Below are 21,833 nucleotides of genomic sequence, written 5' to 3'. Positions count from 1 at the left end.
CCGTACGACATGACAGGCCGCGATGACGTCCCCTGCCAACCCGATGAGGGCCGACCTGGCGCACCGGTGAGAGCGATGTACAGCAGCGTTCCACCCGACCGGAGACGGGAGCGTCGGGTCAGCGACCGGCTTCGGCGAACCCGAGATCTGCCGCGATCATCGAGAAGACGGCCAGGTCATGGTCCTTTTCGCCATCCCATTCGGCCATCCGCAGGGTGCCTTCCCGCTGGTATCCGGCTTTCTCGGCGACCCGCAGGGAAGCGACGTTGTCAACGCGGGCGTGCAACTGGATTCGCCGCATCCCGCCGTCGGTGAGCGCCCATCGGCCGACCGCGCGGGCCGCCTCGGTCGCATGACCTCGACCGCGCTGGCTGGCCAGCACCCCGTAGCCGACTTCGCTGCGTCCGGCCTTCCAGTCGGTGTCACGCAACCCGATGCTGCCGACGATCTCGCCGCTGACCTTCGCCACCATGGCCAGGAGCACACCCACGCCGTCCAGCCGCCGGCGCACCGTCTCGGCCAGCCACCCGTCCACCTCGGCGACGGACTGAGGGGGGCCCGGCGGCAGCGCCGTCAGATCCCTGCTCGTCACGAATGCCGCCACCTGGAACGCATCCTGCGGCCCGAACTCGCGAATCTCTAGACCACCGGAGGTGATCTGTACTGGAGAGAACATGGTGGGGAGCGTAGGGCCACGCCCAAGTCGTCGCGCAGGATTATCCGCGGTGGTGGCACTCGCGGAGAGCCCAGCGCGACCGGCCGTCAGATCGACGGTCAGACCGGGCGGGAGTGCCCGGTGACCTGAACTTCGGGCCGGCGCGCGTGGCTCACTGCCAGGCCATGTTGATGGCACGTTCGAAGTTGACATAGCCAGCGCGGGCGAAGGCGTTTGCCATGGGGACGTTGCCCAGGTCGGTGGCGGCGCGGATGCGTGGGACGTCCTCGGCGGCCAGGATCCGGGTGCCTTCAGCGAGGAGACCATCGACATAGCCGTGGCCCCGGTGTTCCGGCACGACGCCGAGATAGGCGATCACCGGGTGGTAGGTGTTGCGCGCCGGGACGACGAACCCGACCGGCTCGCCGTTTTCGCCCAAGGTGCCGATGCGCCACCACTGACGAGGGCTGGAGAACGTGGCGAACTCCTGCTCGTAGTGCTTGACGGCGGCCTCGTGCGGAGACATTTCTGCCAGGTCGGCACGGCTGTGCGCGTCCAGGGTCCCGTCCAGGGTGCGGGTCATCAGCGCTACCAACTCGTCGGTGTCGAGGGCCGGGCGGAAGGCCAGGCGCTGGTCGGGCGCGGGCACGTCGGCTCCGGGACGCCATTCCAGGCGCAGCCGTTCGACCGTCAGGTGTGCGCCGGTGTTCTCGAGGACGCCCATCCTCCGTCGCACCGCCCGGTACGTGTCCGGGTCCTCGCGCCAGTCCGCCGGGAGGAAGCGACCGTACTCGGGTGGGGTGGTGCCGGACGGCAGGACCTGCTTCGCGGCCGTCTCGTACAGTGCCTGCGCCACCTCGGTCAGGTCCTCGGCGCCGTCTTCGATGTCGAGGATGTCCAGTAGCAGCGGAGTGCTGTCGCCGCCGCGGCCCCACCAGGCGACCCTGGCCAGCACACGGTCGCCATCCAGGGCCACCCACATCCACTCCGGTCGGCGGCGCTGAGCGACCAGGTCGTCGGCGAGTTCGTGGTTGATCGTGTACGGCAGGCGGTTGAACAGGTCGATCTCGTCCGCGCCGGTGATGGGGCGGATCGTGACGCCGTCGGGGGAAATGCTGCTGTTCATGTGGGCTCGTTTTCTTTCGTGGTGCGGGTGTAGGTCAGGAAGAGCGCGCCACTGTCCAGGACTGTGTGGTCGATCAGGCGCCAGGTGCGTGGGGCGAAGACGGCGTCGCGACCGAACAGCGGAATGCCGGCGCCGATGGTCAACGGTGCGAGCTTGACGACCAGCTGATCGATCTCGGGGTAGAGGGCACCAGCCAGAGTGCCGCCGCCGATCACCCAGATGTCCCTGCCGTCGTGCCGCTTGAGCTCACGCACCGTGGCGATCGGGTCCGTGGACATGACCTCGACGGCCGGGTCCGGGCTCCGACCCAGCGTGCGCGAGAACACCAGGTGGCGCAGGTGTGGGTAGGCGTCGGTCACGCCGGCCCGCAGACCCACCTCGTAGGAGTTGCGCCCTTCCAGGACGGTGTCGAACCGGCTGCCCTCGTCGGTGATGCCGAACGCCTGCCGGGCCGGGCCGGGCAGGGTCTCCGGATACTCGGCGACGAGGTGGTGCAGGTAGTCGTCCGGGATGGGCCAGAACCCGCCGGGGCCGGTGGGGTCAGCGCCGTCGGGAGCGGCGATGAAGCCGTCCAGGGTGACGGCGATGTAGTACACGAGCTTGCGCACGGACATCTCCTTGCTTGCGGCGCCGGTTGCTGTCTCTCGCTCCGACGCCCATCAGCGTGCGCGCCGACGTGCCGGGCAACAAGATCACGCCTGGTAATGTGCCATAACCCTTCGCTAATGCACGGATCGGAAAAAATCGTGGAGCTTCGGGACATCGAGATCTTTCTCGTCCTGGCGGAGGAACTGCACTTCACCCGCACTGCTGAGCGGCTGCACGTGACCCAGGCCCGGGTCAGCCAGGCGATCAAGAAGCAGGAACGTCGGGTCGGCGGCGCCCTGTTCGAGCGCAACAACCGGAATGTGACACTGACACCGATCGGTCAACAACTCTTCGACGACATCGAGCCCATGTACCGGGGCCTGTACGAGGGCATGGATCGGGCCAGGCTCGCAGCCCGCGGCAAGACCGGCGTGCTCAGGATCGGCTCCATCGCCGTCAATCTGCACGACTTCCGCCGGTTGTTCGACGCGTTCGCGCACGACCACCCCACGTGCGAGGTGCAGCTACGACATGTCGACTTCGGTGACCCCTTCGCGCAACTGCGCGCCGGGGAGATCGACATGCAGATCGTCTGGCTCCCCGTCCGGGAGCCGGACCTCACCGTCGGCCCGGTCATCTACACCGAACCCATCGTGCTGGCAGTTGGGACAACCCACCGCCTGGCCAGCCATGATTCCGTCTCCTACGAGGATCTGGCGGACGAGACGGTGATGGGTGGCGCCCGGCCCGACTACTGGCGGGAAATCCTGGTCCCCCTCCGCACGCCCAGCGGACGTCTGATCCGCATCGGTCCGTCCGTCTCCAATTTTCAGGAGATGATCCCGATCCTCAGCACGGGCGAGGCAGTCTCGCCCGTGCACGCTCAGGCCGCCCGCTACTACGCGCGACCAGACATCGCCTATGTGCCGATCCGCGATGCTCCGCCGGGCCGGTGGGGTCTGATCTGGCGCACCGGTCACGAGACGGAGCTCATCCGTTCGTTCGCCGACACCGCGCATCACCTCAACTCGGTCGAATAGCACCGCGAGGAAGGGCCTGAGCTACAGGCCGAGCGTGCGAGGCCGGTGCGGCCGCAGACCGGGTTCAGCAGCACTGCGGCGTGGTACGAATGGTACGAATGCCTCAACGCGAGCGGAAGGCCACAGGGCGGGCGAGCCGATGACGACGAGCAGGGCGGGCAGGCTCCTGCGGAAGCCGGAAGATCCGCAACGGGCCACCTTCCTGGAGCTCTTCTTCGACCTGGCGTTCGTCTACGTGCTCACCCAGCTCTCGCGGGTGCTCAGCCAGGACCTCACCTGGCGGGGCGCCTTCCACACGCTGGTGCTGCTGCTGGCGGTGTGGTGGGTCTGGTGCAGCACGGCGACGGTCCCGGACCGGTTCGACCCGCAGCGGCCGACGATCCAACTGCTGGTCATCGCGACTCTGGTCGGCAGTCTGGTGATGGCTGTCGCGCTACCGGCGGTGTTCGGCGCGCAGGGCCTGGTCTTCGCGGGCGCGTACGTCGCCGTTCAGGTCGGTCGCAGCATCGGCCTTCTCATCGTCCTGCGGGGCCACGAGTTGCAGCGCGGCGCCCTACGGGTGGTCATCTGGTTCTGCGTGTCTGCCGTGCCGTGGATCGCGGGGGCACTGGTGCACGGCACCGCCCGGGAGGCACTGTGGGCGCTCGCGGTGGTCATCGACTACCTGGCGGGAAAGCTTCGCTACCTGACACCGGGCCTGGGCCGCTCGCCGCCGTCGGAGTTGCCGAGCGCGGCCGAGCACCTGGCGGAGCGCCACCGACAGTTCTTCATCATCGCGCTGGGCGAGTTGATCCTGGTCGCCGCCTCGACCCTCGGCGTCAGCGGTTTCGCGCCCGACCGGACCGCGGCGTTCCTGGTGTCGATCGCCACCACCGTGCTGCTCTGGCGCATCTACATCTATCGTTCCGGCGAGTTGTCGGCGTCGGCCATCGCCGGCTCCCGCGATCCGGCCCGCCTCGGCCTGTCGGCGTTCTACGCCCACCTGGTCATGGTGGCCGGCGTCGTCGTCGCCGCGGTCGGCGCCGAACTCGTCATTGCCCATCCGTTCGGGCATCCCGAACCGGCCTGGGTCGCGGTCATCCTCGGCGGACCCGCACTGTTCCTGGTCGGGCGCTCCCGCTTCGAGTACGTGGTCTTCAGCCGGGTGTCCCTTGATCGACCGATCGGGTTGCTCGCGTTGGCCGCCGTGGCGCCGTTGATGCTCCTCCTACCGCCGCTCGTGGCCGCCCTCGCCGTCACCGCGGTCCTGGCCGGGATCGCCATCTCGGACGCCGCCCGCGCGAGAGGTCGCCCACCCGAGCCGCCGTCGCCACCCGGCTAGCCCACCGACGTGCCTCATCGGCCGGGCGGGGACGCGTACGGCAAGGGCTGTCAACGGGCTGCCGGGCGTACCGGAAGGCCGCCCTGACAGGCTGGCGGGGAGAAGCATCGGTGGCGGGATGGAGACGTGCACGTGGCGGGCTGGAGCGCGATGGCGGGGACACACGACTTCGTCGTGCCGGACGAGGCGTCCGCACAGGCGTCCGCTGAGGAACTCGCGGCGCACGGGTTCCCGCGCGTCTTCGCCCGGCCGCACCCCGACGGCGGCTGGGTGGTGATGGCGCTGGACGAGGGCCCCTATCCGGTCGACACCGTGGGCCACCGGCAGGTCGAGGCGGTGAGCCGCGATGCGGCGGTGATCGTGCGAGCGCACGGCGGACGGCCCGATGGGGGCAGCCGGTTCGACGTCAGCCGGATCGCTGAATTTCGCACCTCGACCGCCCCGATCGAAGTCATCGGCGCCAAGTCCCGTCCACCGGTCCCGGAGGTCATCGTCGTCTCGGCGCCACCGCTGGCGCCCTTGGCGCTCACGCCGGATGTGTCCACGCCCGGGACCACGGAGTTGCCCGGGCTCGACGACGTGCCGTGGGCTGATCTGGAGCACGCGCACGGCCCTGCGGACGACGTGCCCGACCTGCTGCGTGAGCTGGCGGGCGGGACGCAGGAGTGGGACGAGGTCCTCGGCGAACTGTTCGGTGACGACCTGCTGCACCAGGGCGACTGCCACGAGGCCACCGCCCCGGCGCTGCCGTTCCTGACCGAGCTGATCGTCGCGGACGTGGTGCCGGCGCCGCAGCGTCGCGCTCTCTACCTGTGGCTGCTGATTGCCGGTGGGCGCCGCAACGACAACCTGGTCGGGTTCGCGGAGCTCGCCCGGGGGGAGGGGGAGCCGCTCCAGCCGGGTGCCTGGACGGAGGAGGTCTTTCGGACCGTCGGCGATCAGGTTCCGGTGCTGTTGGACCGGTGGGACGCCGAACCGCAGGGAATCCGGTTCGTGCTCGCCATCCTGGCCGCGCAACATCCCGGTCACGGGTTGCGGGCCGCCGACGGCATCGCCGCCCTGGCCGCCGAGCTCGACGGTACGCAGCAGGGCGCGTACCTGCGGCTCGCCCTGGAGCTCGTGCACGGTCGCGACGAGCGGGCGCTCGCGCTCGCGACGGAGATCGTCAGCTGGTCCGATCGGCTGGAGCCGAGGTGGCTGGAGGCCCCCGGTGTGCCCGACGGGATCAAGGCGGCGCATGTGCTCACCGAAGGCGCCCTCTCCGCCATCGAGTAGTCGCGACGGCCGGAGGGCCCGGGGCTACGGCATGACCGCCGACGCCACCGGCCCTCCGGTCACCGTCAGTCGATCACCACAGGTACCTGGACACCCAACTGCTTCTCGAACCAGTGGTGGGCGTAGTGCTCGGTGTTGTACGGCTCGACCTCCTCGTAACCCGCCGCGCGATACATCGCGATCGCCTCGGTGAGGTTGCGGTTGGTGTCCAGCCGCACCGCGGTCACGCCACGCTCGGCTGCATGGCGTTCCAGCTCATCGAGCAGCCGCCGCCCGATGCCGAGCCCGCGTACGGTGTCGGCCACCCACACGCGTTTGAGCTCGGCGGGTGCGTCGCGGTGGAGTTTGACGGCGCCGCAGCCGATCGGTTCGGTGTTGAGGGTGGCGAGCAGGAACACGCCGGCCGGCGGGACGAGCGCCTCGTCGTGGACCGGGTTGCTCAGTGCGGGGTCGAACCCGTCGTCGAATCGTCGGGCGATCTCCCGGGCGTAGGCCCGCAGACATGCTCGGGCCCGTGGGTCGCTCGGTGGGCACGGCTCGATGACGACCATCGAGCCGATGAGGAGCCGTTCGACCTCGGCCATGGCGGCGACGAGTCGTTCACGGCGGTGCTCGGTGAGCGGTTCGAGGATCGAGGTGGCGAGGTCGTCGGACCGCTTGTCGAGTTGGTCCCACTGGGTGCGACCGGTGTCGGTCAGCGCGGCGATGCGGACCCGACCGTCGCCGCCGGCCTGGTCGGCCGGTCCCACGGTGACCAGCCCGTCGTTCTCCAGGGTGCGCAGGAGCCGGCTCAGGTGTCCGGAGTCCAGGCCGAGCCGGGCCCGTAGCGCGGCGACCTCGGCGCCGGCGGGGCCGATCTCCCAGAGCAGACGCGCCTGCCCCAGGGGGCGTCCCTGGGCCATGTACTCGTCGTCGAGCGCACCTACCCGTTGCGTGACTGTCCGGTTGAACCTTCGCACGGCGGCGATGAGCGCGGAGTCCATAAGCCTGACTTTAGTCAGCTAGGTCGAGGGCTGCGGTAGGAGTGGATGCCGGCGTGGTCCAGCACGACGATCACGAGCACCACCCCGGTGGCGACCGCGCTGACCGCCAGCAGTGGCAGTCGCAGAACGGCCGCAGCGCCGGCCAGCAGCAGCAGGGCGACCACCCGTGGCCAGGAGAGCCGTTGGTGGATCGCCAACGAGAGGAGGATCCGCCCGAGGAGGAACAGCATCGGACCACCCAGGATGACCACGACAGCGGTCGTGTCGCCGACCTGGGTGGGGTGGGCGATGCTCAACTCCGCGCCGACGGCGGTGACCACCAGCCCGGCGATCATCATCAGGTGCAGGTAGCCGGTGATGACGCCGAGCCGGGCTGGGTCGGCGTGCTCGATGGCCGAACCCAGCCGCAGGCCGGCGGGCGTCACGTAGAGCAGACCGATCAGCAACGAGGTGGCGAAGACCAACAGGAAGGCGGCGGTCTCCGCAACATCGAGGCGGGTGCCGCCGTACGTCAGGCCGGCGACCAAAACCAGTTCGCCGAGGGCGATGATCATGATCTGCTGGTACCGCTCGGCGAAGTGCTCGCCAGCGAGGTGCAGCTCCTCTCGCCCCGTCCGGCCCAGCCGTGGAGTGGGCCAGCCGAGCCGTGGGCCGGTGAGGTCGATGGCGAGGCCGAGCAGCCAGAGCGGCACCCGCCACTCCGGCAGGAATCCGCCGGCCAGCCACGCTACGGCGGAGACGCTGAACCAGCAGAGGATGCGCAGCGCCCGGGTCTGCCGCGGGTGACCGCGCAGCGTGAAGGCGGTGACCGTCCCCCGGGCGATGTGGACCGCGACGTACGCGCCGGCGAAGAGCAGGCCCCGCCCGTCCAGCGCCTGCGGGACCGCCACCCCGGCCAGCAGACTGCCCAGCGTGGCGACGATCAGCACCGCTCGGATGGTCGGGCTCTCCGGGTCGAACCAGTCGGCGAACCAGGTGGTGGTCACCCAGATCCACCAGATCCCGGTCAACAGCACGGCGGTACGCAGCGCGCCGACCACGGTGAGGTCGTGGAGCAGGTGCCCGGCCAACTGGCTGAGGGCGAGCACGAACGCCAGATCGAAGAAGAGTTCCAGGAACGAGGCGCTGAGCGGCGCGTCGCTTCCCCGCAGCAGCCGTTCGGGCCTGCTCGCCATCGGCGCTCCTCCCGGTGGCACGCACGCCCTGCGTCCGTCGTACCACCCGGGAAGGGCCACTGGAGGCGGAAGTGGGTCAGCGGCGGACGCCGACCCCCGCGTACCCGTGCGAATCCACCGTCGCCGGCTTTGCCGACGACCCGCTGGCCCCTCGTGTCGTTGATCCGGCTGCGCCCTTGGTCATCGCTGACCACGGTGGGGGCACCGACTCAACGAGGAGGGACGCGATGACCACTCAACGGGAGACCGTGCAGGTCGACCATGACCTGTTCCGCGCCGTGTACGACTCGCCCGCATCGCTGCCCGGCCGACACCGCTGGACCACCCCGGACTCGGACGTCCGGCGGCTGGAGAAGCTCCTCGGCATGCCGGCGCGCACCATCGGCGCCCCACTCTGGGTCAGTGGCGACGAACCCGACTGCCCGAAGTGCGGCCGACGGGTCACCTGGTTCGACATCGTCTCGTCGGCGCTCTCCGGCCTGCACGACAAGGCCATGATCGCCACGGTCATCCTCGGCGAGCGCAAGTACGTCAACACCGAGATCCCGGATGCCATCGCCGGCGTGCGCTGCGCCGACTGCCACACCGCGATCGACGGGCTGCGCAGCTTCAAGTGCCACAACTGGGCGTACGCCTTCGAGGCGCTGGAGGCCGTCCGCGAACGGATGGCCGGCGGTCCAGGGCTGACCTCGGCGGACTGAGCAGTCGGGGGCCCACCTCAGCAGACGAAGGTCGTGGTGCCCACCTGACCTTCGACTGCTGCCCTGCCCTCTGGCGTGTTCCTAGGGTGTCGCACAGGTGAGCGAGGTATGAACGTGAGGTGAGGTGATGCATGGCCGACAACGGCAGCATGGACGTTCCGGAGATCAGTGTTGAGTGGTACCGCGACGTGGTCGACGCCGCCGCCAGCAGCCCAGAGCCGGTGCAGTGGTTCGTCGGGCACGCCACCGAGGGGGTGATCCTGCTGCTCGGCGCGTTGCTGTTGTTGGCCGCGCTGAGCCGCCGGTCCGGCGGTCCGCACGACCGGGCACTCGCCCTGGTCGCGCCGGTGCCAGCCCTCCTGGCGTACGCGGGCAGCGAATGGTTCAAGACCGTGGTGGACGAGGATCGCCCCTGCCGGACGATCGGCCGGGCGATCATCGCGGGCGCCTGCCCACCCCCGGGCGACTGGTCGTTTCCCAGCAACCACTCCACCGTGGCCGGCGCGCTGGCGGTGACCATCCTGCTGCTCTCCCGCCGACTCGGCCTGGTCGCGCTGCCACTGGCCGCACTGGCTGCGTTCTCCCGGGTGTTCGTGGGCGTGCACTACCCGCACGACGTGATCGCGGGCGTGCTGTTCGGTGCGCTGGTCGCCGTGGTGGCAACCCCTCTCCTGGCCCGCCCGGCCGCCGAGGTGCTACGCCGCCGAACCGACAAGGTCGCGCTCGGTCCTGGTCGTAGTGGTCTCCAGAGCGACCGAACCCGCTAGGGCCCGGACCAAGTGCGATCTTGAGGGCGGGCGAAGGTCGTCGTCGTCAACCGGCCAGCAGGAGCGCGCCCACCGTGCCGAGCAGTAGAAACGGGCCGAACGGCAGGTGCGTGCTCCAGCGGGCCCGACGCGCGGCCAGCAGGCCCACACTCACCAGGGCGGAGAGCCCGAAAGCAATCAGCAGCCCGAGAAGCAGCACCGGCCAGCCGTACCAGCCGAGCAGCGCTCCCACGCTGAGCGCCAGCTTGGCGTCACCCAACCCGAAGCCGCGGCGGCCCAGCAGCAACGTGCTGCTGGCGAAGAGCAGCGCCAGCCCTGCGCCGCCGAGGGCGGCCCGCAGCCAGTGCCCCGGCTCGGCGTCGAGCGCTGCCACGCCGAGCAGTAGCCAGGTCCCGGCCGCCGCCGGCAGGGTGAGCCGATCCGGCAACCGGTGCACGGCCAGGTCGACGAAGACCGCTGGGATCGTCCAGCCGAGCCACCAGGCCAGCGCCGGCAGCGCTCCGGCCGACGGGCCGGCCAGCGCCAGCAGCAGCACCGCGGCGAACCCGGCCAACTCCACAGTTCCCGGCGGTGGGCCGACAGGTGACCGGCAGCGCCCGCACCTGGCCGCCGGCCCCAGCGCCGGCCAGGGCCGGGTCAGGCCGACCGGCGCGCCGCAGGCGTCGCAGCCGGTCCGGCTCGGCATGCCCGGGGGTACGGAGTAGCGCAGCGCAGCCATCCGCATCAGCGGGCTGATCGCGAGGATCGCGAACACGGTCGAGAGCCGAGCGCGAGTCCCCGCCCCGACGAGCGTCGCCGACCGTTCGCGATGTCCAGGTGGCACCGCCGGGCGGGCGGGGTGCATCGTGCCACCGGACGCCGGGGGTTCCGGGCTCCGATCGGATGGGTTTTCCCGACCGGGGACGGGCGCGGGAGGGCCGGTCAGCGCCATGTCGCCTCCATCGCGCCACAGCGGTCCGCTGCGAGGGCGAACACGGATTGTGACGGAAGGATCGCGGTGGTGTAGCGGATGGCGCAGAAAGCGACCTGTCGACCCGGCCGTCGGAGGGCACTGTCGGCGGAAGCCTGACCGGACACCCCGTCTGGCGGGACGGCTCGTCGACCGGCCGACGACTCCGCTCGGATGCCGGGATGAGGCCACGATGTCCCACTCCCGGGACCAGCATCGAGGCCCGGGCGATCCCATCCCGCCCGACGACGCCCGATCATTGACGACCCCTCGCTCGGCCATTGCGCGGGACGCAGCCCGGACACCCGCCACCACCACCTGTCATCACGCAGAGTGTTCACTTGAATTGCCTCTGTTGCATCGGCGAACGTCAGCCTATGCTCGCCCCTTGGGTGTGACGCAAGCCTCACCTTCACAACCGGACGACACAGGACCTTGCATTTGCAGAAGATCCGTAACGGTGAATGCAGAAGCGCAATGAACGGCACCGGATGTGCTGATCCGGGCGCGCTTCCGCATGCCCGGCGGCGGTGATCACTCACCACGTCGGGTGACCACGAGGAGGCTCGACGGTGCGCGGACGCCAGCTCAGACGAGCGGCAATCTGCCTGCTGGCGGTCGCGGCGGCAGCGCCGGTCACCGCCTGCGCCAGCGGGCAGGAGGCCGTCGAACGGCCAACGGCGACCCATGACGACGGCCAACGGGCAGATCCCGACGTCGAACGGCTAGCTGCCGAAAAGGCGGCCCTTGACGCGTACTCCGGCTATCTCGAAGCCTCGCGGACGGCGAGTGGGCGCAGTGATCCGCGCGCGCCGGAACTGTCCCGGTTCATCGCTGATCCACTTCTTACCCGGGTCCAATTGTCCATTCGCGACGCTAAGGAGCACGGCGCCATGCGCACCGGGACGTTGAAGTCCGACCCGACCGTGACCGTCGTCAGCCTGGACACGAAGCCGGCCACCGTCGAGATCCAGGACTGCCTGGACACGACCGGCTACCAGCTGGTCTACGCCAAGAACAAACGCGTGGTCCCGGGCAGCGGGGGCGGCAAGCACATCTCCACCGCCACCGCGACCCGCTATCCCGACGGTCGCTGGCTGATCAGCTCCGGCGCCCTGCACCGGGAGCAGCCGTGCTGACCTCGGGAGGAAGGGGGGCTCCGACCCGTACCCCCCGGGCCGCGACGTCTCGGCGCACACTCGCCGGGATCGGCCTCGCGCTCCTGCTGGTGGTCGGTGCACCCCAGCCCGCCGCCGGAGCGCAGCGCGCCGGCCCCGGGGCCAGCTGCCCGCCCGACCAGCCCGACTGCCACGTCTGGGACGACGAGCCCGGCAACCCGGGCGATCCCGGTGGCGGCGGGGACAACGGAGGCGGGGACAACGGTGGTGGCGGTGGTGGTGGCGGCTGCCAGTGGAACGGGCGGACCATCCCCTGCTACGACGACATCAAGGGCTGGTTCAACAGCAGCGACGGCTGCTACTACCGGCTGGCATCGCCGCAGGACGAGGCACCCGAGGGTCAGCAGTGGTACGTGCAGACCTGCAACGGCGTCGAAGACGTGGGCAACCAGGTCAACGTGCTGCGAGAGCCGCCACCCGGCTTCGGCGCCCCGCCCGACCCGGAGGAGTTGGCCCGTCGCGCCCTGGCGTCGATCAAGCTGTGGCCCGCCCCACTGGCGGTCGCACCCCGCAAGAGAAACGGCCCCGGCCTGGTCGGCCTGCCGGTGTGGATGTGGTCCGAGCAGGACACCAGATACTTCGGCCCGATCTACGCCGACGAGACCGACCGGGACGTGCGGGTCGAGATCACGGCGGAGGTCAAAGAGATCGTCTGGGACATGGGCAACGGTGAGAAGGTCACCTGCTACGACGCCGGCACCGAATACGACCCGACGAACAAGACGCATGCCGGCAGCACCTCCCCGAACTGCGGTTACGACGACGGCTACCAGAAGGCCGACACCTACGACATCACCGCGACCACGTACTGGACGGTGACCTGGAACGGCGGCGGCGAGAGCGGAGAAATCCTGGTGACCCGGAACAGCGGCGTCGTGCAGATCCAGATCAACGAACTCCAGGTGGTGACCCGATGAGCCTCGCGACGCGCAACGGAACCGGGTCGGTGGACGCGCCGGTCAACCCTCCCAAGGTGGTCCGCCAGCGCCGGGTCCGCCCAGGACTGCTCGGTCTCGCCGTACTCCTGATCGCCCTCGGTGGGCTGGGCGCGGCGTTCGCGGTCACCTCGGTCCGGGCCACCGGCAGTTATCTCGCGGTGTCCCGGCAGGTGGAGGTGGGCCGGGAGATCAGCGCCTCCGACCTGATCACCGTGCAGGTCGCCGGCGGCCAGGGGCTGCGCCCGGTGCCCGCCAGCCGGCTCGACGAGGTGGTCGGCAAACGAGCCGCGGTGGCACTCGTCCCGGGCACCCTGCTCACCCTGGGGCAGATCACCGACAACCCGCTGCTCGGCCCGGGCCAGCAGCAGATCGCGCTCGGCCTGAAGACCGCCCAGGTGCCAGCTCGCCAACTGCACCCCGGGGACAAGGTCCTGCTGGTGAGCACCCCGGACCGCAGCACCACCGCGGCGGTGGACGCCACCGGCACCAGGTTCGCCGCCACCGTGATCGACATGGTCAGCCCGGCCAACGACGACAAGGTGCTGTACCTGGCGCTCCCCGCCCGGGACGTGCCCGCGGTGGTGGCGCTCGCCGCGCAAGGGCGCATCGCCGTCGTGCTGACCGAGGCGGCCTGAGCATGGCGATCATCGCGCTGGTGTCCGCGAAGGGTTCGCCCGGCGTCACGACCTCGGCGCTGGCCTGCGCGCTGGCCTGGCACCGACGACTGGTGCTCGCCGAATGCGACCCGGCCGGCGGCTCGATCCTCGCCGGCTACCTCGGCGGCCAGTTGGAAGGCCCGCGCGGGATCGGCGAGCTGGCCGTCGGGGAGCTACGCGATGGCAACCTGGAGACCGCGTTCTGGTCGCAGCTCGTCGACCTGGACGCACCCCGCCGGGAACGACTGCTGCTGCCCGGGCTCGTCGACCCGACCCAGGGTGGCAGCGTCACCCCGCTCTGGCAGCGGTTCGCCGACTACTTCAACGCCCTGGACCGCGGCACCCCCGGCTACGACGTGCTGGTCGACTGCGGCCGGCTGCACGTGACCGGACCACCGTGGCCGCTGCTGCGAGCCGCCTCCGTGGTGCTGCTGGTGACCCGGGCGCAACTGCCGGACCTCTCCGGCACCCGTGCGGTGGTCACCGCGATCGAACGGGACTTCGCCGAGCACCGGGTGCCGCCGGGCACACTGCGGCTGCTGCTGGTCGGTGGCGGCCACGGGCGAGCCGAGATCAGTCGTGCCCTGAAACTGCCGGTGATCGCACGGCTGCCGCACGACCCGCGTACCGCCGGGGTGCTCGCCCTGGGTGGGACCGTGCGGACCGGACGGCCGCTGATGCGCGCGGCAGCCGCGCTGGAGGTGCCGCTCGGGGCGCTGCTGGAGCGGCGGCAGGCCCGGCTGGCGTGGCCTGTGCAGCAGGGGGTGCCGGATGCGGTTTGAGCCGGTCTCCACGGACCCGCGCCAACAGCCCCCGAGTGCCACCTCGACTTCGCCCCCACTGGCCGTGCCGAACGGCCGGCACGACCAGTCCGTGCCGATGCCACACCCGACACCCTGGGCCACGCCGCCGTCGGAGTCGTCGCCCCGGCCCCGGATGGACTTCCAGGTGGTGCGGGAGCTGCGCCGGGAACTCACCGAACGGCTCACCCTGTGGCAGCGCGGCCGGGAGTTCACCGTCGACGAAGAGGACACCGAACGGGCCCGCCTGGCCGTCACGGTCGTCGCCGAGTACGCGGACGCGGTACGCCGGGCCGGCACCCCGATGGCCTCCGGTGAGGAACGCCTGCTGCTCGACCAGGTGACCGCCGAGCTGGTCGGGCTCGGCCGGCTACAGACACTGCTGGTCGACGACACCATCGAGGAGGTGCACATTCTCGGCTGCGACCAGGTACGCATCACCCGGCACGGCGGCGGAGTGGACTGGGCCGAGCCGATCGCCGACAGCGACGCCGAACTGGTGGAGATCCTCCAGGCGGCGGCCCGGCGGGCGGGCGCGACCGAGCGGTCCCTGTCGACCGTGAAGCCCACCCTCGACCTGCAACTGCCCGACGGCAGCCGACTGGCTGCGGTGTTCCTGGTCAGCCACCGCCCGTACGCGGTGATCCGGAAGCACAACACCCTGGACGTGAGCCTCGACGACGTCGCGGGCACCCGGGCTGACCTGGACGAGATGATCGACCCGCTGCTGCGCGACTTTCTCCGCGCGGCGATGCGCGCCGGGCTGAACATCATGGTCGCCGGCCTGGCCGGTGCCGGAAAGACCACGATCATCCGGGCGCTGATGAACGAGATCCCGCCCGACGAGCCGTACGTGCTGCTGGAGGAGAGCCGGGAGTTGCTGCCGGCCCGTCGCCGTGAGCGGCACCGGGCGGTGATGAGCTTCGAGGCCCGGGAGGGGCACGGCGAACGCGGCTTCGACGGCCGTCCAGCCGGCGAGGTGACCATCGCCGACCTGATCCCCCTGTCGCTACGGATGGGCGTACTGCGGATCATCGTGGGCGAGGTGCGGTCCCGGGAGATCGTGCCGATGCTCCAAGCGATGACCACCAGCCGGGGTTCGATGTGCACCATCCACGCCCGCACGGCTGCCGGGGTGGGTGAACGGATCGTCGAACTGGCGTTGGCGCACGGCCGCGAGATGACCGTCGACCAGGCCCGCCGCATGGCCGGCAACGCCCTCGACCTGATCGTCTACGTCACCGTCGAGGACGAGACCGCCATCGGTGGGCGTAAACACCGGTTCGTGTCGCATGTGGAGGAGGTGATCGGGGCCGGCGAAGCCGGTCGCATCACCACCACCACGGTCTTCGGGCCCGGCCCCGACGGTCGTGCGGTCCCCCGGCACCTGCCGGAGCGGGTCCGCGACCAGTTGATGAGAGTGGGTTACGACGCGCGGCTGCTGACCCGGTGGATCGAGGCCGGCACCGGCGCCTGGCGGCGGCCCCGACAGACCCGACTGGCCCGGCGGTGACCTGATGCTGGGCAGCCTGGAGTTGATCGCGGTGGTCTCCGGGGCCGCCTGTGTGGCCGGGCTGCTGCTGGCCCTGGTAGCGCTGGTCGGCACCCGACGCCCTCCTGGGCCGCGCCCAGGTCGCGGGCCGGGCCTTGGTCGGCTGTGGCGCGGGCCGGGCGCCACCCCGGCGGAGCAGCGGGCCTACCAGGCTCTGCTGGTCGCCGCGCTGGTCGCTGGTGCGTTGGCTTTCCTGCTGACGGGGCTGCCGGTGGTGGGCCTGCTGGTGGCGGTGGCGGTGCCCGGCGCCCCGTGGCTGTTCGGAGTCGGCAAGGCCGAGCAGAAGGCGATCGCCCGGATCGAGGCGGTGGGCGAGTGGACCCGCCGGCTCAAGGACGTCTCCGGCACCGGGCAGGGCCTCCAACAGTCGATCATCGGCACGATCGGCAGCGTGCCACCCGGCGTCGAGGACGAGGTACGCCTGCTCGCCGCCCGCCTGCAGGCCGGCTGGACGGCCCGCTCCGCGCTGCTGGCGTTCGCCGACGAGATCGCCGACCCGGTCTGCGACCAGGTGGTCGCGGCGCTGATCCTGCACCTCTCGGACCGGGGTGAACGGCTGGGTGACGTGCTCGGCTCGATCGCTGGCGCGGCGTCCGCCGAGGTGGCCACCCGTCGGGAGATCGAGGCCAAACGCACACAACCCCGGTTCGCGGTCCGCTTCCTCACCGGAATGACCCTGGCGACCCTGGCGTACGGGCTGCTCAACACCGAGTACATCAAGCCGTACGGAACGCCGGTGGGTCAGGTGGTGATGGCCGCCCTCGGCGCCGCATTCATCGGCCTGCTGGCCTGGGTGCGGTCGATGAGTCAGCCGCAGCGGCCGGCCCGGTTCCTGCCGGCGCCCGACCCCAACGAGGTGATCGCGTGAGGGCGAGGAGTGCAGCGCAGCGGAGCCCCGCAGTCGCGAACGAAAGGCGGCTCCCATGATCGTGAACTGGCAGTTGGCGATCGCGGTTTGTGGTGGTGCCGGGATCGGGTTCGGCGTGTTTCTGGTGATCCGGGAGATGGTGCCGGCGACGCCGGCGCTCGGGCCGGCGCTGCGCCGACTGCACCAGCCGCCGGGTATCGGCGGTCGGGTCGCCACTTCCGCATCCCGCCGGCTGGACTGGCTGAGCGGGTTGTCGCGCTGGCTGCGTCCGCCGCACCGGCAGCTCGCCCTGATCGGCCAGACCCCCGAGCAGTACGCGTTGTCGGTGCTGCTCTCCGCGCTGATCGGGCTGGCCACGCCGACCCTGCTCGGGGTGGCGCTGCTGGCGCTCGGCATCTCGTTCCCGCTCGTCGTGCCGGTGCTCGGCAGCCTGGGCCTGGCGCTGATGGGCGGGTTGCTGGCGCACCGGGCCGTGCTGACCAAGGCCGACGCCGCCCGGGACGAGTTCCGTCAGGCCGTCTGCACCTACCTCGACCTGGTGGCGTTGCAGCTCTCCGCCGCACACGGACCGGTGCAGTCACTTGAGCGCGCCGCGGCGGTCTGCGACGGCTGGGTGTTCGACCGGCTTCAGGAGTCGTTACGGATCGCCCAGATGCAGATGCACGCGCCCTGGGACGAGCTGCGCGACCTCGCCGACAAGATCGGCATTCCGGAGTTGGGCGACGTGGGCGCGATCATGCGCTCCTCCGGCAGCGAGGGTGCGCAGGTACACGAGACCCTGCGCAGCCGGGCCGACTCGCTACGCGACCAGATCCGCACCGACAACCTCGCCCGCGCCGAGGGGGTGACCAGCCGTCTCGACATCCCGGGCGCACTGCTCGTCTTCGTGCTGCTCGGCTTCGTCGTCTATCCGTTCATCGCCCGCATCTGACCCCCTCTCCTGAAGGAGCACGCCATGTCCATCCTCAGCTATCTGCACGTCGTGCTGACGACGCGCCTGGTCGAGCTGCGCCGTGACGGCGAGCGTGGCGACAGCCCGGTACCCACCGCAGTGATCATCTTCGGGCTGGTCTTCGTGGCGACGGTCGTCACCGGCCTGGCCCTGAACCGGGCCAACAGCTGGATGACCAACATCCCGACCTTCACGAACCCGGTCCCGTAGCAGCCGGCATGAGCCGAGCCACGTACCCGAGGTGGCACCGGACGGTCAGCGCCGCCCGGCGCCGCCTCGCGGGCGGCGACCGGGAACGAGGTGCCAACCCGGTGGAGTTGGCCGTGCTGATGCCGCTGATCCTGGTGCTGCTCTTCGCCTCGGTCCAGATCGCGGCTGTCTTCCTCGCCCGCTCGACCGCGTTGAACGCCGCGCAGAGCGGCGTCAACGCACAGCGGCCGTACCAGGCGCGCAACGGTGCCGGGGTGGACCGCGCCACCCGGTTCCTGAATGCCGCCGGCGGCTGGCTGGTGGGCTGGCAGACGACGCGCCCCACCTGCGCCATCGACGACACCGACGTGACCTGCACCGTGCGCGGCCGGTCTCTGTCGGTGATTCCGGGCGTGGACTTCGCGGTGCAGCAGACCGCCCACGGGACGGTGGAGAGGCTGACCCCGCCATGACGCGCACCGCCGAGCGGGGCTCGGTCTCCATCGAGGTGGCTGTGCTCGCGCCCGCGTTCATCGCGCTGATGGTGCTGGCCGGCGTGGTAGGGCGTACCGCGGTGGCGGCGGAGGCGGTCGAAACCGCGGCCCACGACGCCGCTCGCGCCGCCTCGATCTCCCGCAACTCGGGCACGGCCCGAGACGAGGCGCTGGAGGCCGCCCAGAAACAGTTGGACTGGCGCGGACTGGCCTGCACCAACGACCTCGAACCGGAGTTGACCGGCTCGGTGGCCGGCGTCGACACCACCTTCGACCAAGCGTTCAGCAGCAAGGTCGGCGACGACGCCACGGTGACGGTGACGATCACCTGTCTGGTGTCGCTCAGGGACATCGCACTCGACGTCCTGCCCGGTATGCCGAGCGAGAAGCAGATCACCGCGGAATTCACCTCACCGCTGGACCGCTACCGGGGCCGGCAATGACCGCCACCATCCCGACTGTCCAGAGCCCCTACCGGGGCGATCACGGCCGGGTGAGCATCTTCCTGGCGATAACGATGATCGGCGTACTCGCCATCGTGGGCCTCACCTTCGACGGCGCCGGGCAGCTACGCACCCTGCAACGTGCCGAGAATCTGGCCGCCGAGGCTGCCCGCGCCGGTGGCCAGGCCATTGACCGGGCCACCGCGATCGAGGGCAGGCCGACGCGGATCGACGAGGCCGCCGCCCTCGTGGCGGTCGACAACTACCTGGACGCCGCCGCTGGCACCGCCGGCCACACCGTGAGCTTCCCCGAGGTCGCCGGGGAAACCCTGATCCGGGTCACCGTCCAGATCACCTACCGCCGCTCGATGCTCGCGCCGTTCGTCCGAGCCGAGACGGTCACCGTCACCGGCGAGGCGACCGCGCGGGCCATCACGGCAGCAGCAACACCGTAGGAAGGAAGGCAGCCATGCCCGTCTCTGGTGGGTCCGTCGTACGGCGGACCGGACGGATCCTCACCGGCATCGGCGCGCTGGCCGTGCTGTGCGCGCTGCTGGTTGGCGCGCCGATCGCGCTGCTGGCCTTCGCTGGCAATCCGCTGCCTGACCATCTGCCCACGATCAGCGAGGTGGGCACCGCGTTGACCAGCCGGGACGACGGTCAGCTCTTCCTGCGGGCACTGGCCGTGGCCGGCTGGTTCGGCTGGGCCACGTTCGCCTTCTCCGTCCTCGTCGAGTTGGGGGCACAGAGCCTGCGCCGGCCGGCGCCGAAGCTGCCCGGGATGAGCCGCCAGCAGAAGGCCGCCGCCGCACTGGTCGGCTCGGTCGCGCTGATCCTCGCCGCCAGCCCGGCCGCCGCCAGCGCCGCGGCGGTCTACGGCGTCCCGGCGTACGCGAGTCCGAGCGCACCGGCCGTCGCCACCCTGGCCGCGCCGAACCGCGTGAGCACGACACCCGACACGGCGGCCCCGTTGGCCCACAGCGGGCCACTCGACTTGGCCGGGACGGAGTTCGCCGCACCCGGTGGCTCCCCGGCAGCGAACGACGAGGCCGCACCGGTGTACCGGGTGGCGCGGGGTGACTACCTCGGCGAGGTGGCCGAGCGTTACCTGGACGAGTTCGGCGACTACCGACAGCTCGCCGAACTGAACCAGCTCGACGACCCGGACCGGATCCGCCCCGGGCAGCTACTCCGACTGCCCACGGAAGCGGCCGACCAGGGGGCCCGGCGGCACGCCACCGGCCGGCTGGTCGACCGGCCGGCGGCGCCCAAGCCCCCGCCGCCCCGGCCGGCGCCCGAACGGGCCGCACCGGAGCGGGTGGACCCGGCACCACCCAGCGGTACGGAGCCAGCAGGCCAACCACCAGCAATGACCGTCGGCGCAGCCCGAGCAGGCACGGAGGACCGGGTGAACCGACCGCTGGCGGTCTCCGCCGTGCTGGCCGTGGCGAGCATTGTCGGCGCCCAGATCGGTGCTGTGCTGGGGCTTCGCCGCCGCCCCGCAACCGCCGGGGCGGCACCCCGGTCGGCAGCTCCCCGGTTGGCAGTTGCCTCTGGCAGGCCGCAGGGCGGTACGGCCTGGAGCACCAGCGGGAACACCGGCCAGGTTGGCGCGAACACCGGCCGGGCTGGCGGCACCACGAGCCGGGGCACCGACGGCACGGCACCGACCGGCACGGGCACGGCACCGAGCGGTAGCGGCACGGCGCCCACCGGCGGTGGAATGACAACCCCCGGCAGCGGCGGATTGGCGGCTCCCGGCGGCGGAATGGCATTCCCCGGCGGCGGCGGAATGGTGCCGGCCGGGACCTCGGGATGGGGTGATGACGACAGTTGGGCGGACGACAGTGCTGAAGGCGGGCTGCTCGACGGCGGGCATGGCCTGGACTCGGTACCGGACGGACCGCCGGTAGGCAGACACCGACGCAGCTGATCCGTGCCACCCGGCTCGATCTGGTCTCCGCCGCCCACGGGGGCGGACTCGGCTGAACCGCTCCGGCACCGGACTCGGCGGAGGCGACCCCGGGGCAAGGTGCCCGGAGAGCGTTATGACTCTGAGGTATAGATATTCCCCACAGTCATATCGCTCATCAGCAACATCGCCTCCGAATGCCGGGCATCCGGCGTCGGGTCAGGTCACGACGCCGATGGCACCCGGCGCGCGGACCATGAGGCGCGGGCATCAGAGCGCGAGCCATCAGAGCGCGGACGTCAGAGCACGGGTGTCAGAGCACGGGTGTCAGGGCAGGCGGGTCTGGAGCACGCCGTTCTGGATTCTGGTGGGCAGGATCTGCTGGTCGTTGCCGGACGGTCCCTGCACGACCTCGCCGCCGTTCAGCCGGAACGCGCTGCCGTGCCACGGGCAGACCACGCACGCGTGGCCGTCGATCTCCTGCACCTCGCCCTCGCCGAGCGGCCCGCTCTGGTGCGGGCAGCGCTCCAGCATGACGGTGACCTCGTCACCGTGCCGGTAGAGGATCACCGAGATGTCGTCGTCCACCTCGCGGGTGATCAGGGTGCGCTGCGGCAGCGTCGCCATGTCGGCCAGCGAGTGCCAGCCGTCGGTCATCCGACGCAACTCGGAGATGCTCTGGTTGACCTGCGCCCCCTGCTTGTACGCGAGGTGCCCCCCGATGTACGCCCCCAGGCTGACGGTGGAGAGCCCGAGGAACCCGAGGGCTCGGCCGACGCCGTGCCGACCGGACAGCCGCGCGGCCAGTGACCCGGCGTACAGCGTCAAGCCGACGGTGTTGGCGGCGGCGTGCACCAGGCCGACCCGGCGCTGATCCCGGGCGAGTGCCGCCCAGTCGTTCAGCCCGGCGATTGCCGCCGGCACCGCGCTGGCGGTGCCCAGGCCGACAAGCATGGTCGCGGGTCGGCGTTGCCCGGGCATGAGGTCCAGCACCGCGGCGCTGATCCACGCGCCGACCGGCACCTGCACCATCGCCGGATGCAGCGGATGCCCGAGGGTCACCCCATGCAACAGGTCTCGCAACCGCCGCGGACGCAGCGTGCCCAGGACCGCCTTCTGCAACCGGTCACCCGCGCGGTCCAGCCGCGCGTCCTGCTCAACTTTCGTCAAAAGTGCTCGCACGGGTACCGACTTCCCGGCGATCGCCGTCGCAAACCGGTCGACCACGACAAACCTGCCGCCCCACCCCGCCCTCGCCGCCGATCTTGCAG

24 protein-coding genes are annotated in these 21,833 nt (G+C 71.0%); 17 read left to right on the top strand and 7 right to left on the bottom strand.

Going from position 1 to position 21,833, the window contains the following annotated elements; genetic code table 11:
- Positions 1-118: 118 nt before the first annotated feature.
- The 3 genes from JOD64_RS15595 to JOD64_RS15585 form a co-directional block, all read right to left on the bottom strand.
- Positions 119-676, bottom strand: a complete 558-nt coding sequence (locus tag JOD64_RS15595) for a GNAT family N-acetyltransferase (protein WP_204942893.1) — start codon at positions 674-676, stop codon at positions 119-121.
- Positions 677-827: 151 nt separating this feature from the next.
- Positions 828-1,781 carry a GNAT family N-acetyltransferase gene (locus tag JOD64_RS15590; protein WP_204942892.1) on the bottom strand — a complete coding sequence of 318 codons (954 nt, stop codon included), beginning with the start codon at positions 1,779-1,781 and terminating at the stop codon, positions 828-830.
- Complete coding sequence (locus tag JOD64_RS15585) at positions 1,778-2,389, bottom strand: dihydrofolate reductase family protein (RefSeq protein ID WP_204942891.1); 612 nt, start codon at positions 2,387-2,389, stop codon at positions 1,778-1,780. Before JOD64_RS15585 ends, JOD64_RS15590 begins: the two co-directional genes overlap by 4 nt.
- 117 nt (positions 2,390-2,506) lie before the next feature.
- Here JOD64_RS15585 and JOD64_RS15580 point away from each other — a divergent pair, with 117 nt between their 5' ends.
- The 3 genes from JOD64_RS15580 to JOD64_RS15570 all read left to right on the top strand — a co-directional run bounded on the left by JOD64_RS15580 (position 2,507) and on the right by JOD64_RS15570 (position 6,005).
- A complete protein-coding gene (locus tag JOD64_RS15580) occupies positions 2,507-3,409 on the top strand; it encodes a LysR family transcriptional regulator (RefSeq protein WP_239559531.1) in 903 nt (300 codons plus the stop codon).
- A gap of 139 nt (positions 3,410-3,548) precedes the next feature.
- Positions 3,549-4,730, top strand: coding sequence for a low temperature requirement protein A (locus JOD64_RS15575; protein ID WP_204942890.1), 1,182 nt, complete (start codon positions 3,549-3,551; stop codon positions 4,728-4,730).
- Positions 4,731-4,880: 150 nt separating this feature from the next.
- Entirely contained in the window at positions 4,881-6,005 is a 1,125-nt protein-coding gene (locus tag JOD64_RS15570; RefSeq protein ID WP_204942889.1) for a hypothetical protein, read from the top strand.
- 65 nt (positions 6,006-6,070) lie between these two features.
- Here the strand turns inward: JOD64_RS15570 and JOD64_RS15565 are convergent, their stop codons facing one another.
- Both JOD64_RS15565 and JOD64_RS15560 read right to left on the bottom strand, forming a co-directional pair.
- Positions 6,071-6,988, bottom strand: coding sequence for a bifunctional helix-turn-helix transcriptional regulator/GNAT family N-acetyltransferase (locus JOD64_RS15565; protein WP_204942888.1), 918 nt, complete (start codon positions 6,986-6,988; stop codon positions 6,071-6,073).
- Positions 6,989-7,002: 14 nt separating this feature from the next.
- Complete coding sequence (locus JOD64_RS15560; RefSeq protein ID WP_204942887.1) at positions 7,003-8,163, bottom strand: low temperature requirement protein A; 1,161 nt, start codon at positions 8,161-8,163, stop codon at positions 7,003-7,005.
- A gap of 227 nt (positions 8,164-8,390) precedes the next feature.
- Between JOD64_RS15560 and JOD64_RS15555 the strand changes: the two genes are divergently transcribed.
- A complete protein-coding gene (locus JOD64_RS15555; protein ID WP_204942886.1) occupies positions 8,391-8,864 on the top strand; it encodes a DUF8243 domain-containing protein in 474 nt (157 codons plus the stop codon).
- A gap of 131 nt (positions 8,865-8,995) precedes the next feature.
- Entirely contained in the window at positions 8,996-9,631 is a 636-nt protein-coding gene (locus JOD64_RS15550) for a phosphatase PAP2 family protein (RefSeq protein ID WP_204942885.1), read from the top strand.
- A gap of 46 nt (positions 9,632-9,677) precedes the next feature.
- Here the strand turns inward: JOD64_RS15550 and JOD64_RS15545 are convergent, their stop codons facing one another.
- Positions 9,678-10,355 (bottom strand): prepilin peptidase, encoded by a 678-nt coding sequence (locus JOD64_RS15545; RefSeq protein WP_239561042.1) that lies wholly within the window; start codon positions 10,353-10,355, stop codon positions 9,678-9,680.
- A gap of 797 nt (positions 10,356-11,152) precedes the next feature.
- Between JOD64_RS15545 and JOD64_RS15540 the strand changes: the two genes are divergently transcribed.
- Genes JOD64_RS15540 through JOD64_RS15485 form a run of 12 tightly spaced genes read left to right on the top strand, consistent with a single transcriptional unit; the run spans position 11,153 to position 20,583 of the window.
- Complete coding sequence (locus JOD64_RS15540; RefSeq protein ID WP_204942883.1) at positions 11,153-11,719, top strand: hypothetical protein; 567 nt, start codon at positions 11,153-11,155, stop codon at positions 11,717-11,719.
- Positions 11,713-12,675, top strand: a complete 963-nt coding sequence (locus tag JOD64_RS15535) for a hypothetical protein (protein WP_204942882.1) — start codon at positions 11,713-11,715, stop codon at positions 12,673-12,675. The genes JOD64_RS15540 and JOD64_RS15535 overlap by 7 nt, the downstream gene beginning before the upstream one ends.
- Complete coding sequence (locus JOD64_RS15530; RefSeq protein WP_204942881.1) at positions 12,672-13,331, top strand: SAF domain-containing protein; 660 nt, start codon at positions 12,672-12,674, stop codon at positions 13,329-13,331. The genes JOD64_RS15535 and JOD64_RS15530 overlap by 4 nt, the downstream gene beginning before the upstream one ends.
- Before the next feature lie 2 nt (positions 13,332-13,333).
- Positions 13,334-14,134: a CpaE/TadZ family protein gene (locus tag JOD64_RS15525; RefSeq protein ID WP_204942880.1), complete on the top strand. Its 801-nt coding sequence runs from the start codon at positions 13,334-13,336 to the stop codon at positions 14,132-14,134.
- On the top strand, positions 14,124-15,665 hold the full coding sequence (locus JOD64_RS15520; protein ID WP_204942879.1) for a TadA family conjugal transfer-associated ATPase: 1,542 nt from the start codon (positions 14,124-14,126) through the stop codon (positions 15,663-15,665). The genes JOD64_RS15525 and JOD64_RS15520 overlap by 11 nt, the downstream gene beginning before the upstream one ends.
- 4 nt (positions 15,666-15,669) lie before the next feature.
- Positions 15,670-16,572 carry a type II secretion system F family protein gene (locus JOD64_RS15515; protein ID WP_204942878.1) on the top strand — a complete coding sequence of 301 codons (903 nt, stop codon included), beginning with the start codon at positions 15,670-15,672 and terminating at the stop codon, positions 16,570-16,572.
- A gap of 58 nt (positions 16,573-16,630) precedes the next feature.
- Positions 16,631-17,503, top strand: coding sequence for a type II secretion system F family protein (locus JOD64_RS15510; protein ID WP_372434244.1), 873 nt, complete (start codon positions 16,631-16,633; stop codon positions 17,501-17,503).
- A 24-nt stretch (positions 17,504-17,527) separates the two neighbouring features.
- Positions 17,528-17,734 carry a hypothetical protein gene (locus JOD64_RS15505; RefSeq protein ID WP_204942876.1) on the top strand — a complete coding sequence of 69 codons (207 nt, stop codon included), beginning with the start codon at positions 17,528-17,530 and terminating at the stop codon, positions 17,732-17,734.
- Between the two features lie 8 nt (positions 17,735-17,742).
- Entirely contained in the window at positions 17,743-18,186 is a 444-nt protein-coding gene (locus tag JOD64_RS15500; protein ID WP_204942875.1) for a TadE family protein, read from the top strand.
- Positions 18,183-18,650, top strand: coding sequence for a TadE/TadG family type IV pilus assembly protein (locus JOD64_RS15495; protein WP_204942874.1), 468 nt, complete (start codon positions 18,183-18,185; stop codon positions 18,648-18,650). The genes JOD64_RS15500 and JOD64_RS15495 overlap by 4 nt, the downstream gene beginning before the upstream one ends.
- Positions 18,647-19,105 carry a pilus assembly protein TadG-related protein gene (locus tag JOD64_RS15490; protein WP_204942873.1) on the top strand — a complete coding sequence of 153 codons (459 nt, stop codon included), beginning with the start codon at positions 18,647-18,649 and terminating at the stop codon, positions 19,103-19,105. Before JOD64_RS15495 ends, JOD64_RS15490 begins: the two co-directional genes overlap by 4 nt.
- Before the next feature lie 14 nt (positions 19,106-19,119).
- Positions 19,120-20,583 carry a LysM peptidoglycan-binding domain-containing protein gene (locus JOD64_RS15485; RefSeq protein WP_239559530.1) on the top strand — a complete coding sequence of 488 codons (1,464 nt, stop codon included), beginning with the start codon at positions 19,120-19,122 and terminating at the stop codon, positions 20,581-20,583.
- Between the two features lie 306 nt (positions 20,584-20,889).
- Here the strand turns inward: JOD64_RS15485 and JOD64_RS15480 are convergent, their stop codons facing one another.
- A complete protein-coding gene (locus tag JOD64_RS15480) occupies positions 20,890-21,744 on the bottom strand; it encodes a Rieske (2Fe-2S) protein (protein WP_204942872.1) in 855 nt (284 codons plus the stop codon).
- Positions 21,745-21,833 lie beyond the last annotated feature (89 nt).

Source organism: Micromonospora luteifusca (assembly GCF_016907275.1).
Taxonomy (GTDB): Bacteria; Actinomycetota; Actinomycetes; order Mycobacteriales; family Micromonosporaceae; genus Micromonospora; species Micromonospora luteifusca.
The sequence above is the reverse complement of the archived record's forward strand: the minus strand, read 5'-3'. Positions and strand labels throughout refer to the sequence as shown.

Excerpts from the sequence above, each read along its gene's own strand:
- JOD64_RS15595 (WP_204942893.1), bottom strand. The coding sequence starts at position 676 with ATGTTCTCTCCAGTACAGATCACCTCCGGTGGTCTAGAGATTCGCGAG.
- JOD64_RS15590 (WP_204942892.1), bottom strand. The coding sequence starts at position 1,781 with ATGAACAGCAGCATTTCCCCCGACGGCGTCACGATCCGCCCCATCACC.
- JOD64_RS15580 (WP_239559531.1), top strand. The coding sequence starts at position 2,507 with ATGCACGGATCGGAAAAAATCGTGGAGCTTCGGGACATCGAGATCTTT.
- JOD64_RS15575 (WP_204942890.1), top strand. The coding sequence starts at position 3,549 with ATGACGACGAGCAGGGCGGGCAGGCTCCTGCGGAAGCCGGAAGATCCG.
- JOD64_RS15570 (WP_204942889.1), top strand. The coding sequence starts at position 4,881 with ATGGCGGGGACACACGACTTCGTCGTGCCGGACGAGGCGTCCGCACAG.
- JOD64_RS15565 (WP_204942888.1), bottom strand. The coding sequence starts at position 6,988 with ATGGACTCCGCGCTCATCGCCGCCGTGCGAAGGTTCAACCGGACAGTC.
- JOD64_RS15560 (WP_204942887.1), bottom strand. The coding sequence starts at position 8,163 with ATGGCGAGCAGGCCCGAACGGCTGCTGCGGGGAAGCGACGCGCCGCTC.
- JOD64_RS15555 (WP_204942886.1), top strand. The coding sequence starts at position 8,391 with ATGACCACTCAACGGGAGACCGTGCAGGTCGACCATGACCTGTTCCGC.
- JOD64_RS15550 (WP_204942885.1), top strand. The coding sequence starts at position 8,996 with ATGGCCGACAACGGCAGCATGGACGTTCCGGAGATCAGTGTTGAGTGG.
- JOD64_RS15545 (WP_239561042.1), bottom strand. The coding sequence starts at position 10,355 with ATGCGGATGGCTGCGCTGCGCTACTCCGTACCCCCGGGCATGCCGAGC.
- JOD64_RS15530 (WP_204942881.1), top strand. The coding sequence starts at position 12,672 with ATGAGCCTCGCGACGCGCAACGGAACCGGGTCGGTGGACGCGCCGGTC.
- JOD64_RS15525 (WP_204942880.1), top strand. The coding sequence starts at position 13,334 with ATGGCGATCATCGCGCTGGTGTCCGCGAAGGGTTCGCCCGGCGTCACG.
- JOD64_RS15520 (WP_204942879.1), top strand. The coding sequence starts at position 14,124 with ATGCGGTTTGAGCCGGTCTCCACGGACCCGCGCCAACAGCCCCCGAGT.
- JOD64_RS15515 (WP_204942878.1), top strand. The coding sequence starts at position 15,670 with ATGCTGGGCAGCCTGGAGTTGATCGCGGTGGTCTCCGGGGCCGCCTGT.
- JOD64_RS15505 (WP_204942876.1), top strand. The coding sequence starts at position 17,528 with ATGTCCATCCTCAGCTATCTGCACGTCGTGCTGACGACGCGCCTGGTC.
- JOD64_RS15500 (WP_204942875.1), top strand. The coding sequence starts at position 17,743 with ATGAGCCGAGCCACGTACCCGAGGTGGCACCGGACGGTCAGCGCCGCC.
- JOD64_RS15495 (WP_204942874.1), top strand. The coding sequence starts at position 18,183 with ATGACGCGCACCGCCGAGCGGGGCTCGGTCTCCATCGAGGTGGCTGTG.
- JOD64_RS15490 (WP_204942873.1), top strand. The coding sequence starts at position 18,647 with ATGACCGCCACCATCCCGACTGTCCAGAGCCCCTACCGGGGCGATCAC.
- JOD64_RS15485 (WP_239559530.1), top strand. The coding sequence starts at position 19,120 with ATGCCCGTCTCTGGTGGGTCCGTCGTACGGCGGACCGGACGGATCCTC.